Source organism: Sphingobacterium sp. GW821-FHT03E03, from assembly GCF_059420745.1.
The window spans coordinates 49,077-62,109 of the sequence record NZ_JBWKUH010000031.1 but is presented as its reverse complement, the minus strand read 5'-3'; the positions used below and the strand labels follow the sequence as shown (position 1 = coordinate 62,109).

Here is a 13,033-nt window from a genome sequence, read left to right as displayed (position 1 = left end):
TATTTTTTTTAGCAATTGATAAATTCGCTGAAATAGTGATCATAAAGGATAAAATTCTACCTGATAATGCAAACAAATTGAAAATATTATTGTTACTAATAGTAACAGTAAATCTTGGCCATTATGATTTTCAAGCGTTTAAATTATCAGACATTACAGAGTTTGCGCCTACAGGGGTATAATATCTTATTGACCATCGGGCGTTCAGAAGATGAGAACCCAATTTATTTCCCCATGAAATTGGAATCATTCAATTCGACACAGACAAATGCAAGTAGCGCACAAGAACGTACACTCCAGGGGCAGAAGATATTGATTCTTGACGAAGCGATCCAACGTTCGTTAAATAATGACCTCAATGGTGTCATTCAACTTGACAACTAGCTGACTGCTTTTCTAGATTTTTTATAAGTACTTGGGGTTATATTTCTCTTTTTCTTATAAAAGTTGGTCAGGTGACTTTCATCGTTAAAACCTAGTTCATCCACAATCTGTTTCATGGTGTATTGGCTCGATGCCAACCTTTCTTCGATAAGCTGGGTACGAATATCGTCTATATACAGTTTATAACTTTTCTGGTATTTTTTCTTAAAAAAGGCGCCAAAGTAATTGGCCGAAATCTGAAAATGATCAGCTATACTTTTTATTTGTAGCTTGTCAGGGAAATAAATGTTTTGTTGGATATAAACTTCTATTTCTTGGGACATGTCACGGGACTCATTGATTGGAAGATCCAGATCTTTTAATATATTTTCGATTAATGCGAAGAGTGACATCACTTGATGAAAGACAAAGGTAGAGGTCGCTGCATTTTCAGATTCTCCCTGTTGATAAATTAAGGAGATTACTTTTTCTATTAATTTTCTATTCTCCTTTTTAAGAGACAGGCTTTTATTGCGTAGTGTTTCCGAATTGAAAATATCCTGAGGATTGTAAGATAAGCAAAAATTTTGTTGTATATGATGCAGATCTTTAAAGTAATGGCTTGAAAAATATAAAATAAATACACTCGAATCTTTCTTACTTTCAAGTATTTCTGAAGTGGCATTCAGGAAGAGCAGATTTTCTTTGAGAAATTTTGCACCATTGCTTTTTGATACCAACGTGCCTTCCGAAATATAAGCCAATGCAAAATCAAAACCTAGTTCGCCTAGATCAATCTTTTGTTTGTGTTTGATTTTTTCGGGGAGAAAGGATAAATTCATTGTGTAGTTGTAAATTTTGTTTTATCGAATGATAATCAATATGACAACCAAATATCGTTATTTTGATTATATCTTTTGACTTTTTAAAGAAAACAGTGTACTGTTGCAGGTCCCAGAAATAGGGCTAAGTACTTTTTGCGCTTCGCGTCATTTTTTCGATATTATCCCATTGTTCTTCGGGAATAATATCCAGACCGTTAAATTCTCCTGCGCCTTTTAACCACTCTCCACCGTCTATTGTTATGACATCGCCATTAATGTAGCTGGAAAAATCCGATACAAGATATGCTGCAAGATCAGCCAGCTCGTCTAATTGTCCTAAGCGTCCTAGTGGGATCCGTTTTGTAGGAGATAGGAGCTCGCCCAATTCACCTGGTATTAGACGTTCCATTGCACCTGAAGTCTGAAAGGGACCAGGGGCAATTGCATTTAGACGTATACCTTTTTTTCCCCATTCGACAGCAAGGGATCTTGTCATTGCTAATACACCAGCCTTGGCTGTCGCGGAAGGGACCACATAACCTGAACCTGTCCAGGCATAAGTCGTTACAATGCTAAGCACCGTTTTATTTTGGTCCTTATTTTCAATCCAACGTTTGCCCAATGCTAAGGTATAATTTATGCTACCCTGAAGTACTATTCCGATGACAGACTCAAAAGCACGATGACTCAGCCGTTCGGTAGGAGATATAAAATTTCCTGCGGCATTGTTGATTAAGATGTCGATCCCGCCCAATTGTTCGTAGCCATAAGCTACTACACGCTCTACATCTTCATAATTACGTACATCACCAGCTATCGCCAGGCATGTGCCTTGGTGTTTTTCGGATAGTTCTTTTGCTGTATGTTGAATCACATCATCCTTTCGGCTGCTGATCAGGCAAGAGGCACCTAGCTCCAGGAAATAATCAGTCATCGCTTTTCCTAGCCCAGTACCGCCACCTGTAATTAAAATGCGTTTGCCTTTTAGTGCACCTTCTTTTAACATGCCCATATCTTGTTTCGTTTTTATGTATGATTAAGTTACATAAATTTGAATGAAAATAAAAGTGGTGAATGAAAGACAGGGGAGGTGAGGGGATTGTAGCAAATGATAGGGGTAGGCTAACAAATGATAGGCGAACATAGGGAAGATGAAGACAAATTATAGGGAAAGCGGGAATGATGGGGAAGGTAAGGATGTAACTAACAAATGATAGGAAAATAGAACTGTAAGGTCGACTGCCTATAAATAAAAAACAAGGACTATTTTGTCAATAGTCCCTGTTTTTATTTTTTCCGATCTATTACTAGAAAGGAAATATGCTTATGCGCCTAATTGTACGCGTTTGAAAGCAGTTACAGTTAATCCTTTAGAAACTGAGTCTAAGAATTGAGCGATATTTTTAGAAGAATCTTTTACAAATTCCTGGTTCAACAACGTAGTGTCTTTGAAGAATTTGTTCAATTTACCTTGAGCGATTTTCTCAGCCATCTCTGCTGGTTTACCTTCTGCAATGATTTGCTCTTTCGCAATAGCGATTTCACGCTCGATTGTGTTTTGATCAACACCATCTTTATCAATTGCGATAGGGTTCATAGCAGCGATTTGCATAGCAACATCCTTACCAGCTTCTTCAGCACCAGCTGCATCAGCAGAAAGACCTACCAATACACCTAAGCGGTAGTTACCGTGGATGTAAGCGATTACTTTCTCTGCAGTGATAGTTTCGTATTTAGAAACGTCAATTTTCTCACCGATTACACCAGTTTGCTCGATCAAAGCATCAGCGATTTTCTTGCCATCAATTTCCAAACCTTTCAATTCTTCCAAAGAAGCAGGTTTGTTGTTCAACGCTAGGTCTGCGATTTTTTCTGCGAAAGCTACGAAATCTGAGTTTTTAGCTACGAAGTCAGTTTCACAGTTTACTTCAACTACGATACCTGATTTACCATCAGCAGTTGCTTTAGCGATGATAACACCTTCGTTAGAGTCGCGATCTTGACGGCTAGCAGCTACTTTAGCGCCTTTTTTGCGCAAGTAATCTACAGCAGCTTCAAAGTCACCATTAGACTCAACCAAAGCTTTTTTACAATCCATCATACCAGCGCCAGTTTGTTGACGCAATTTGTTTACATCTGATGCAGAAATTTGTACTGACATGTTTATTTCTTTTTATTATTGTTTACTACTGAAAATTTTGTACAATATTAACTTAAAACATGTTAAGCTAATATGAAGTTTAACATTCCTTGATAATCAAGAGTTGTTAAACCAAAAAACCGGAGAGATAGGCTAGTTCAAGAAAAGTAATCTTTTCCAGAAACTAACGCTACGCTATCCGGTTTGGAATAAAAATATTATTCTCCGTCTTTCGCTTTGCGAGGACGTTTAGCTTCTGAAGCTTCACTATTGTCAACTTTTGCTTTTGCAGCAGCAGCATCTTTTTCAGCTTCTTCTTCTTTGTCGCGTTTGCGCTCGTCCAAACCTTCTTGGATTGCTTGGCCAATGATGCTAGCGATTAAGCTAATAGATTTACTAGCGTCATCATTTGCAGGGATTGGGAAATCAATGTTTGAAGGGTCAGAGTTTGTATCTACCATCGCGAAAGTAGGGATGTTCAATTTCATTGCTTCAGAAACAGCGATGTGTTCTTTTTTCACATCGATGATGAATAAAGCAGCTGGCAAACGGTTCAAATCAGCGATACCTCCTAAAAGGTTTTCTAATTTGATACGCTCACGTTGAATCATCAACTTTTCTTTCTTAGACAATACATCATAAGTACCGTCTTTTTGCATTTTGTCGATGTTAGACATTTTTTTGATAGACTTACGAACTGTAGCGAAGTTTGTAAGCATACCACCTAACCAACGCTCAGTCACGAAAGGCATGTTAACCTCTTTAGCTTGTTGTGCGATGATTTCTTTTGCTTGTTTTTTCGTTGCTACGAATAAAACTTTGCGACCTGATTTTACGATTTGTTTGATAGCTGAAGCAGCTTCTTCTAATTTCGTAAGAGTTTTGTTCAAGTCAATGATGTGGATACCGTTGCGCTCCATGAAAATGTACTTAGCCATTTTCGGATCCCATTTACGTGTAAGGTGACCAAAGTGCACACCTGCATCCAATAAATCTTGATAAGTAGTTCTTGCCATTTTTTGATCCTCCTTTGATTAACGTTTACTGAATTGGAATCTTCTACGAGCTTTACGACGTCCTGGTTTCTTACGCTCAACCATACGGTCATCACGTGTTACTAAACCTTTAGCGCGTAATGCAGGTTTAACTTCTGGGTTAAGCTCAACCAAAGCTTTTGCGATCGCTAGGCGAACAGCTTCTGCTTGACCTTTAACACCACCTCCGTTAACGTTTACTTTTACATCAAAGTTTGCTAATTCACCAGCTACGCTCAATGATTGTGTAGCGATATATTGCAAAGGTAATGTTGGGAAATACTCTTTGTAGTCTTTACCGTTTATGATAATGTTTCCGCTACCAGCAGTTAAGTAAATGCGGGCAACAGCAGTTTTTCTTCTTCCTGAAGTGTTAGTTGTTGACATGTCGATGCTCCTTAAAATTTAACTGGTTTTGGACTTTGTGCTTCATGTTTGTGCTCAGTACCAGCATAAACGTAAAGGTTCTTAAACAATTGACGACCTAAACGGTTTTTAGGAAGCATACCACGAACAGCTTTCTCAATGATGCGCTCAGGGAATTTAGCCATTAACTCTTTAGGAGAAACGAAACGTTGACCACCTGGGTATCCAGTGTAGCGTACGTAAACTTTGTCGCCTAATTTGTTTCCTGTCAATCTAATTTTGTCTGCATTGATAACAATAACGTTATCTCCACAGTCTACGTGTGGGGTGAATGTAGGCTTGTGCTTACCACGAATTACTTTCGCGATGTTGCTCGCCAAACGCCCCAAAATCTCTCCTTCAGCGTCAACAACGATCCACTCTTTGTTAACGGTGTTCTTGTTGGCAGAGACAGTTTTGTAACTTAACGTATTCACTTGCTTTTGTTTAAATAATTTGTAAATTTTTATTTATCTTCCCTTTATCACAAGGGTCTGCAAAGGTACATCTATTATTCTATATTTTAAAATCTATTTCACTTATTTTATTGAAAACGAGCTAAGTTTCTAACTGGATGGGCCAATCTCAATATTTTTACAACTTCCTCGAATGAATATTGTTACATTAGTTAGTATATTGCAGGAAGAATTTTTAATTATTTAGTGGAAGTAGATGAGATTGGATTTTTTAGATAAACGAGTTGTTCTAAGTTTTGTTGGATTTCTTTTTGGTACAGTCAGCCTAGTGCAGGCTCAGTCAGTGGAGAAGAAGAGCAAGCCCTATGACGCGCGGCTCAAAAATGTACAAGAAATATTAAAGCAAGGGAAAATCGGTCCTGGTGTAGATTCTTTAGATGCCATATTAGCGGATTACCCAAAAGCAGATGAGATCTATTTCACGAAGGCTATCCTTTTCGCTCAAATGCGAAATCAAGATGCCGCAATAGATGCCATAAAGGCAGCCCTAGAAATCCAACAGAAGCCTGAGTATCTAAGTTTCGCAGTCGATGCTTTTAAAAGTAAAAATGATGCGGATAGTGCACTGATCTATCTGGATAAATTGATCAACATAGATGAAAATAACACAGCTTCATTGAAACGTGAACGTATCATGTTGCTTTTTAATGGGGGATATAAAGACATAGCGCTCGAATATTTTCTTAAAACAAAAGAAATCGAAACTCCTTCCGATACGCTTGATATGGTGGGTAGTGTGCTGTTGAATGACGCTGGCGACTATAATGCTGTAATCGGTCTCCTGAAACCTTGGGCTGATAAAGGTACTAAATTGGCTCAGGTATACGGACAATTGGCACAGGCTTATAATCTTTCTAAAAACTCAAAACTTGCATTGGAATATATAAATAAGGGTATTCAAACTTCGCAGGAGGACTTCCTTTATTTTGATTTAGCCGACCTGTACCGGATAGATAAGAAAAGCAAATTATCATTTGATGCATTAAAAAAAGGATTTCAATCTAAAAAAATTGATTTCGGAGACAAAAATAGAATTATCATGACCTTGTTGGGACCTAAGAGTCCCTATTCCAATGCGCAGCTTTTGGAATTAGCCAATATTTTAGTTGAGGTGCACCCGCGCATTGCAGAAAGCCATATGGCCAAAGGGCAGGTATTGTGGCTGAACGAAGATAAAACAGCAGCACAAAGCTCGCTGGCAGTAGCAGTAAGTATGAATCCTTATCAGATCGATGCGTGGCGGATGTTGATGAGCCTGGATATGGATAAAGGAGAATTTGATCAAGCTATAGCCCATGGGGGAGAAGCCCTACATTATGTGGCCAATAATTCTACCATACTCTATTTCACAAGTATGGCCTACCTGATGAAAAAAGATACAGTGAATAGCCGTAAGTTTATGGAGGCAGCCTTGAATAATGCGCAGGACGAAACTCCTTTTTTACAAGCGAATATCTATGGAGGACTGGGTGATATCTACAATACATTAAAGATGTATAAAGAATCGGATGCTGCCTATATGGAGGCGATTAGATTGGACAGCACAAATGTGACCGCCATGAACAATTTAGCGTACTATTTATCGTTAAGAAAAGAGCGGCTGGATGAAGCGACGAAATATGCAGCAATGGCTACTAAATTGCAGCCCAACAACGGAACATTTGAAGATACCTATGCTTGGGTTTTATTTGCCGACGGTAAATATGAAGATGCGCTGGTTTGGATTCAAAAAGCGATGAAAAATACAAATCCACCGACAGCAGTCTTACTTGAGCATTATGGTGATATTTTGGTCAAATTGGGTAAGACCGGTGAAGCGCTCAAACAATGGAATCTAGCACTGGAAAAAGGTCTGGATTCTGATGAAAGTAAACAGAAAATAAAAAAGAAGATTGAGACAAAAAGCTATGTGGAATAAAATTCTTTGGGTAGGTATTCTGGTGATTCTGCTTTCTTCTTGTAGCTCCAAAAAGAAACTATTGAAAGGAGCAGATCTCAAATCAGAAAATGAACTGGTCATCAAAGATAATACACGTGAAGCAAAGAAAACCTCGCTGCGTAATCTTTTTTTGACCAATTTAAGCTATTCGACGTTTTCGGGAAAGGCGAAAATGCGTCTCGATCTGGGTAAGGATAAGTTTGACGTTACTTCTAATATCCGGATCGAAAAAGATAAAAGGATCTGGATTTCGATTTCGGCGACCCTTGGGATCGAAGTTGCTCGCGTTTTAATTACGCCGGATAGCGTACAGATTCTGAATAAGTTTCAGAATGAGTATATGGTCAAACCATTTGACTATCTCTATCGTTTCGCAAGCCCTGATCTTACTTTTTCTAACCTGCAGGATTTACTTTTGGCGAATATATCCGTTAATCTTCTGTCAGATATCGATGCGGTGAATTTGAAACAGGATCCAAATTCTGTGCAGTTGGATGGAAAACTGAATGAACTTGATTTCTTATATAAATTGAACAACAATAATCGCCCCTACCAGTTCAGGCTGTCACAGTTGTCAAAAAAACAACTATTGGAAGCGAATTATGGGGAATATGCAATGGCTTCTGGTCAGGAATTTCCGATGCTGCTAAAAATGATTATTTCAGATGGACGTCAGGAGATAAAAACAGAGATTAATTTTAACAAAGTGACATTTAATGAACCTGTTGAAATGCCTTTTTCAGTGTCATCGCGATATAAAGTAATCCGATAAGAAGTTATCTATTTCCATTAGATTTATTACTTTCGCATTTAGTTTGCTATTGTAAATGAAAAAAATGGGGTTAGGAAAGTAGCAAACACTAAATAAATAGTACTGTAAATGAACTTTAAAAAGACGATATTTGGTATAGTAGCATTCATTTTGATGATTGGTATTTCTGCTGCTCAGACGAGAGCCGAGCTGGAAAAACAGCGGGAGAAACTTACTCGTGAAATTGCTGAATTGCAGAATACTGTGAAAGAAATAGCCAAGGAAAAATCGTTGACACAGCAACAGGTAACAGCCTTAAGTAAGCAGATCAACTTACGTGAACAAAAAATAAATACAATCACTTCTGAGGTAGCAGTCATCAATAAACATATTAATGCGAATACGACGGCAGTAAATAAATTGAAGGCTGAACTGGAAAAAATGAAACGTGATTATGAAAAGATGGTCATGTTTGCTTTTCGTAATCGCAATGCCTACAATAAATTGATGTTTATTTTTGCTTCGAAGGATTTTAATCAAGGATTTAGACGCGTAAAATATTTACAGCAATTTAATGATTCAAGGAAATTAAAGGCTGCGGATATCGAGAATACGAAGAAACAGATCGAGCAAAAAATTGCGCAATTGCAAGCCGATCGAAATAAGCAGGTGGCACTGATGAAAGAGCAAGAAACGGAGAAGAGAACGATCTCTCAACAACGCTCTGTTTACTCTGGGCAATTGAGTGACCTCATTGTTACAGAACGTGGTGTGAAGAAAGATATCACGCAAAAACAAAAAGAAGAGCGTCGCATCAATGCTGCCATCAAAGAAATCATTAGAAGAGAGATTGAAGCTGAGAGAAGACGTGCAGAAGCTGCTCGTCGTGCTGCCGAAGCAGCCGCAGAACGTAATCGGAAAGCAAATGAGTCTGCAAATGCTTCGAAAGGTAAAAGCAATACGACTACAAAAAGTAGTAATACCGCACGGAAATCAGATTCTGAGGTTTTACGTAGCACACCAGAAGCGATCAAACTTTCAAATGATTTTAGGTCTAATCGTGGTAGTTTGCCTTGGCCAGTTTCGAATGCGAAAGTTATGCAAGGTTTTGGTGGTGAAAGCGTCGGTAGAAATGTGAACTGGGATCATGAGTCTGTGAAAATACAAACGTCTAGTGGTGCCGCAGTTAAAGCTGTTTTTGCAGGCGAGGTAAGTAGCGTGTTGACGATGTATGGGCAACGTATTGTGATGATTAAACACGGGGAGTACTTTACAGTATATAATAACTTAGGTAGTGTAAGTGTTTCTAAGGGACAGAAGGTAAGTACAGGTCAAACAATCGGTACGGCAGATGTGGATTCAGATACAGGTGTACCAATGGTCGACTTCTCTGTTTATCAGGGATCAACACCATTGAATCCGATGTCATGGTTGGCTAGATAAGAAATAATTACTATATTTAATAATTATCACTACATTTGTAAAGAGGGAGAATAGATTTAGTTTAAAAGAATTGAAAAACAAGAAATTATAGATATGTCAACATCATTTTTAATCATGGGTTTGGGAGCGAATGAGATTATCCTCATTGTAATAGCATTGTTACTATTATTCGGAGGTAAGAAGATTCCTGAGTTGATGCGCGGATTGGGTAAGGGGGTGAAAGAATTCAAAGAAGGTCAAAAAGAAGATTCTTCGGCTGAAAAGAAATCTGAAGTAGAAGATAACAAATAAGGATAATTTTATCCCATATAGCATAAATACGATTTTGTGAGGAACAAAATCGTATTTTGTTTTATCCTGGACCTATAGCTGAATAGGCCAAACCATTTTTATACTAAAATCCATTTCTAAGCGTTTAGATTATTGTTGATTTTTTAAGAAGGAAAATCAGACCTGGATTTAACAGTAAATTTATGATCAGAAAACAGACGTTAATTTCAATACTAGGAGGGCTATGCTACGTGCTGCCTATCATGGCTCATGAAAGCGCTGTAGAAGGCATGAGAGAGGCCACACATCGGGTTATTCAAGGAAGGATTGACAGAGAAAAGCAGGAGATTTATCAATATCTGGACAGTGTCAAATCTTCGGGAAATAATCGACAAGATGATTCCACCATTACCGAAGAAGAAATACAGCTCGTTCGCAAACTCAAAGCAATCGAACGAGAAGTGCCCTTAAATTACTCTCCACAGGTGAAAAACCTGATCTCCAAATACACCTCCAACAATTACAATCCTTATATGTGTAGAATGATGGGACTTGGACAGTATTACTTTCCAATGTTTGATCGCATCATGGATGAGGTGGGGGTGCCTAGAGAACTGAAATATCTGAGTGTGGTCGAATCGTCTTTGAATCCGCGTGATATTTCAAGTGCTGGTGCTACCGGATTATGGCAGCTTATGTATTATGAGGCAAAGACTTACAACCTGACCGTAGATAGTTATACCGATCAGCGTATGGATCCCATCGCTTCCAGCTACGCGATCGCGAAAATCTTGAAAGAAGCTTATGACGAATATGGTGACTGGCTTTTGGCAATCGCATCATATAATGGCGGAAAAGGTGCTGTTGGACGGGCGATTCAACGTTCGGGTAAAGATAAACCTACTTTTTGGGATATCGCTCCCTATCTGACACAACAAACACAAAACTATATTCCCAAATTCATTGCTATGACTTATGCGATGAAGTATGCCGAGGAAAACGATATAAATGCAGCTGATACAGAGCTCTCTCTGAGAACCCAAGCATTAGACATCAATAAACGGATCTCGTTAAATCAGATAGCAGCAGCTTTAGATGTATCTAAAGAAACCCTCCGCGCACTAAATCCTAGCTTTAAGAAGAATATTTTAAATGGTACAGAGGAAGCTCCACTAAGATTAGTTTTGCCTGTATTGGATAAGAGAATAGCTACCGAGGAGCTATATGCTGCCCTTAATACACCTATACCCACTTCAGTGATGGCTAGTTCGGGTACTAACGAACCTACCGAACTTTTAAAAGATGGAAAATATAAGGTGAAAGTCGGAGAAACATTTGCTTCAGTAGCTGAGAAATTTGAGGTTACTGTTCAGGATATAAAGTCTTGGAATAACCTACGCGGAAATAAAATCGTACCGGGGCAAAATCTATTGATCAAGAAGGAAGATAATTTTGTCAATGCGAAATTAGCGCATAATGCTGAAAAATCGGTTAAGAAGAGTCAACAACGAGCTGCTAGCCGTACAGCGTATTATGTGGTTAAAAGGGGTGATACCTTATCCCAAATTGCTGATAAAAATGGTGTATCTGTTAGCCGGTTAAAAAGTGATAATGATCTGAATGGAAGCCGGATCAAACCGGGAATGAAATTGAAAGTATCAAAGAAATAGCAACATGGTTATACTAACCATGCTGCATCTTCTTCGTTATCAAATTCCTCTAGGGTAACAGTAACATGCTCTTTTAGGATAGTAGACAATTTGGTGCCATAGTAGTCACTAAAGATTGGGAACTTGTGATGGCTCCGATCAATCAATACTGCTGTTCTCATCTTCCTTAATGGAACATTGAGAAACACACCCAAACCATAGGCCAGTGCTCGACCACTATTTAATACATCATCAACTAGGATGATTGTTTTGTCTTTTGCAATATCAACAGGTAAATCTGTACCAGCACTCAAAGACCGGCTTGTTTTCTTCATGGTAACTTTAATCAAAAGAATTTCCTTGTCTGAGATATCCTTTAATATCGCCTGCAGGCGTTGCGCAAATACATAACCCCGATCTGCAATCCCCACTAAAACAAGTGTTTCGTCTTCAAAATTGTCTTCTAGAATCTGATAGGCAATACGGATAGACTTCTGTTTTATTTGTTCTTTATTTAAGATGAGCGTTTTCTTTGAAGACATAATAGTATTTCAATGATTATAGGGTAAAAATAGGATATTAAATTGTATAAAAAAAGTCCAAAGCCGTTTAAAGCTTTGGACTTTTTTATGTCGATAACTGAACCCCTAGTTCAGTTTATTATCTTTTTCTGCTTTCAATATTTCGGCAGTAAGCGATTTATTGTCTTCTGGTAAACGTCCACCATTATAATAATAGCGTCTCCAGTAAGGTTCGTCTAAATTACTGATCATAACACCCTTGCTGGAAGAAGCATGAGCAAATTTATTATCACCAATATAAACACCCACATGCGTAATGCTTCTACTTCTGATTTTGAAGAATACCAAATCCCCCGCTTTCAACTCATTCTTCTCTACAGTCTTTACTTGCGAATACTGGTTACGACTATTGTAACCCAATGACGTGTTAAATACTTTGTCATATAATTCGTAAGAAAATTTAGAACAATCAATGCCTCGTTTTGAATCCCCACCCAAACGGTATGGAGTACCTAGCCATTCGTAAACAAATTGATAAAGTTTTGTGTTTGTTGTTGCTGAGACTGCAACACCCATAATTTGTGAGAAGTATTCTTTGGCAAGGTTATCAGGATCTGATTCAGGTTTGGAGTTTCTGTTGGTTTGTGCCTGCGACACTAGACATAAGCCGATAAATAGCATTGACGCTATAAATTTCTTTGTTTTCATTAAATCGCTTTTTTGTACAACATTTAACTTTTAAAATTCAATACTGTCATCTATTTTGGACAGCACTGTTGCGAATATAATACAATATCAGTTTAAGGTCAAATTTTTTTAAAGCTATTTAACGAAATTTTAACAATTTTAACATCTTCCTTAACGCTTTTTGGAGATATCGAAATTTAATCGGCCTGTCGAACTTTACTACAAGCAGGTGGTGGTTTCAGGCTCTCAAAAATAGCGGTGTTATGCTAGAATACTATTCTTTAAGGCTCGTTTTTGTGAAACTGAAAAAAAATATTAATTTTCTTTAGGAATGTGATAATATTTGTTCTATATTTACAATACATAAGCAAAAACAATGAACACAAACACAATTATTACAACAATTATTATTACCACCGGGATAAAACTCAGGAGGAAGTAGTTTCATTGTATATAATTGTAGACACAATATTTCGAAGCGCTTTCCTCAAAAGGGAAAGCGCTTTTTTTTGTCACATAAATCAAACTAAA

The 13,033-nt window shown here is 37.9% G+C and carries 15 protein-coding genes; 7 read left to right on the top strand and 8 right to left on the bottom strand.

Going from position 1 to position 13,033, the window contains the following annotated elements; genetic code table 11:
- Both AC07UV_RS22820 and AC07UV_RS22815 read left to right on the top strand, forming a co-directional pair.
- Window positions 1-182 (top strand): hypothetical protein (locus AC07UV_RS22820; protein WP_495185414.1); only part of this gene is annotated, 182 nt, incomplete at its 5' end.
- Entirely contained in the window at window positions 124-384 is a 261-nt protein-coding gene (locus AC07UV_RS22815; protein WP_282252416.1) for a hypothetical protein, read from the top strand. The genes AC07UV_RS22820 and AC07UV_RS22815, both read left to right, overlap by 59 nt.
- On the opposite strand, the gene AC07UV_RS22810 is transcribed toward AC07UV_RS22815, so the two are convergent.
- The 6 genes from AC07UV_RS22810 to rplM form a co-directional block, all read right to left on the bottom strand.
- Window positions 381-1,205, bottom strand: a complete 825-nt coding sequence (locus tag AC07UV_RS22810; protein WP_495185413.1) for a helix-turn-helix domain-containing protein — start codon at window positions 1,203-1,205, stop codon at window positions 381-383. The genes AC07UV_RS22815 and AC07UV_RS22810 overlap by 4 nt on opposite strands.
- A 124-nt stretch (window positions 1,206-1,329) precedes the next feature.
- The gene (locus AC07UV_RS22805; protein ID WP_495185415.1) at window positions 1,330-2,193 is read right to left on the bottom strand and encodes an SDR family oxidoreductase; all 864 of its coding nucleotides are present in this window, start codon (window positions 2,191-2,193) and stop codon (window positions 1,330-1,332) included.
- A 318-nt stretch (window positions 2,194-2,511) separates the two neighbouring features.
- On the bottom strand, window positions 2,512-3,348 hold the full coding sequence (gene tsf, locus AC07UV_RS22800; protein ID WP_120262244.1) for a translation elongation factor Ts: 837 nt from the start codon (window positions 3,346-3,348) through the stop codon (window positions 2,512-2,514).
- A gap of 197 nt (window positions 3,349-3,545) precedes the next feature.
- Entirely contained in the window at window positions 3,546-4,343 is a 798-nt protein-coding gene (gene rpsB / locus AC07UV_RS22795) for a 30S ribosomal protein S2 (protein ID WP_104385702.1), read from the bottom strand.
- Between the two features lie 18 nt (window positions 4,344-4,361).
- Window positions 4,362-4,748: a 30S ribosomal protein S9 gene (gene rpsI / locus AC07UV_RS22790; protein WP_077437656.1), complete on the bottom strand. Its 387-nt coding sequence runs from the start codon at window positions 4,746-4,748 to the stop codon at window positions 4,362-4,364.
- Between the two features lie 11 nt (window positions 4,749-4,759).
- Complete coding sequence (rplM, locus tag AC07UV_RS22785; protein ID WP_120262245.1) at window positions 4,760-5,203, bottom strand: 50S ribosomal protein L13; 444 nt, start codon at window positions 5,201-5,203, stop codon at window positions 4,760-4,762.
- Window positions 5,204-5,438: 235 nt separating this feature from the next.
- Here rplM and AC07UV_RS22780 point away from each other — a divergent pair, with 235 nt between their 5' ends.
- The 5 genes from AC07UV_RS22780 (at window position 5,439) to AC07UV_RS22760 (ending at window position 11,315) form a co-directional block, all read left to right on the top strand.
- Window positions 5,439-7,160 (top strand): tetratricopeptide repeat protein, encoded by a 1,722-nt coding sequence (locus AC07UV_RS22780; RefSeq protein ID WP_495185412.1) that lies wholly within the window; start codon window positions 5,439-5,441, stop codon window positions 7,158-7,160.
- Window positions 7,150-7,953: a lipoprotein insertase outer membrane protein LolB1 gene (gene lolB1, locus AC07UV_RS22775; protein WP_495185411.1), complete on the top strand. Its 804-nt coding sequence runs from the start codon at window positions 7,150-7,152 to the stop codon at window positions 7,951-7,953. The genes AC07UV_RS22780 and lolB1 overlap by 11 nt, the downstream gene beginning before the upstream one ends.
- A 108-nt stretch (window positions 7,954-8,061) precedes the next feature.
- A complete protein-coding gene (locus AC07UV_RS22770; protein ID WP_282252435.1) occupies window positions 8,062-9,375 on the top strand; it encodes a murein hydrolase activator EnvC family protein in 1,314 nt (437 codons plus the stop codon).
- A 93-nt stretch (window positions 9,376-9,468) separates the two neighbouring features.
- Complete coding sequence (tatA, locus tag AC07UV_RS22765) at window positions 9,469-9,666, top strand: twin-arginine translocase TatA/TatE family subunit (RefSeq protein WP_208642640.1); 198 nt, start codon at window positions 9,469-9,471, stop codon at window positions 9,664-9,666.
- Window positions 9,667-9,848: 182 nt separating this feature from the next.
- Window positions 9,849-11,315, top strand: a complete 1,467-nt coding sequence (locus AC07UV_RS22760; RefSeq protein ID WP_495185410.1) for a LysM peptidoglycan-binding domain-containing protein — start codon at window positions 9,849-9,851, stop codon at window positions 11,313-11,315.
- An 8-nt stretch (window positions 11,316-11,323) separates the two neighbouring features.
- Here the strand turns inward: AC07UV_RS22760 and AC07UV_RS22755 are convergent, their stop codons facing one another.
- Together AC07UV_RS22755 and AC07UV_RS22750 are read right to left on the bottom strand one after the other, a co-directional pair.
- Entirely contained in the window at window positions 11,324-11,836 is a 513-nt protein-coding gene (locus tag AC07UV_RS22755) for a phosphoribosyltransferase family protein (protein ID WP_120262251.1), read from the bottom strand.
- A 105-nt stretch (window positions 11,837-11,941) separates the two neighbouring features.
- Window positions 11,942-12,523, bottom strand: coding sequence for a C40 family peptidase (locus AC07UV_RS22750; RefSeq protein WP_120262252.1), 582 nt, complete (start codon window positions 12,521-12,523; stop codon window positions 11,942-11,944).
- Window positions 12,524-13,033 lie beyond the last annotated feature (510 nt).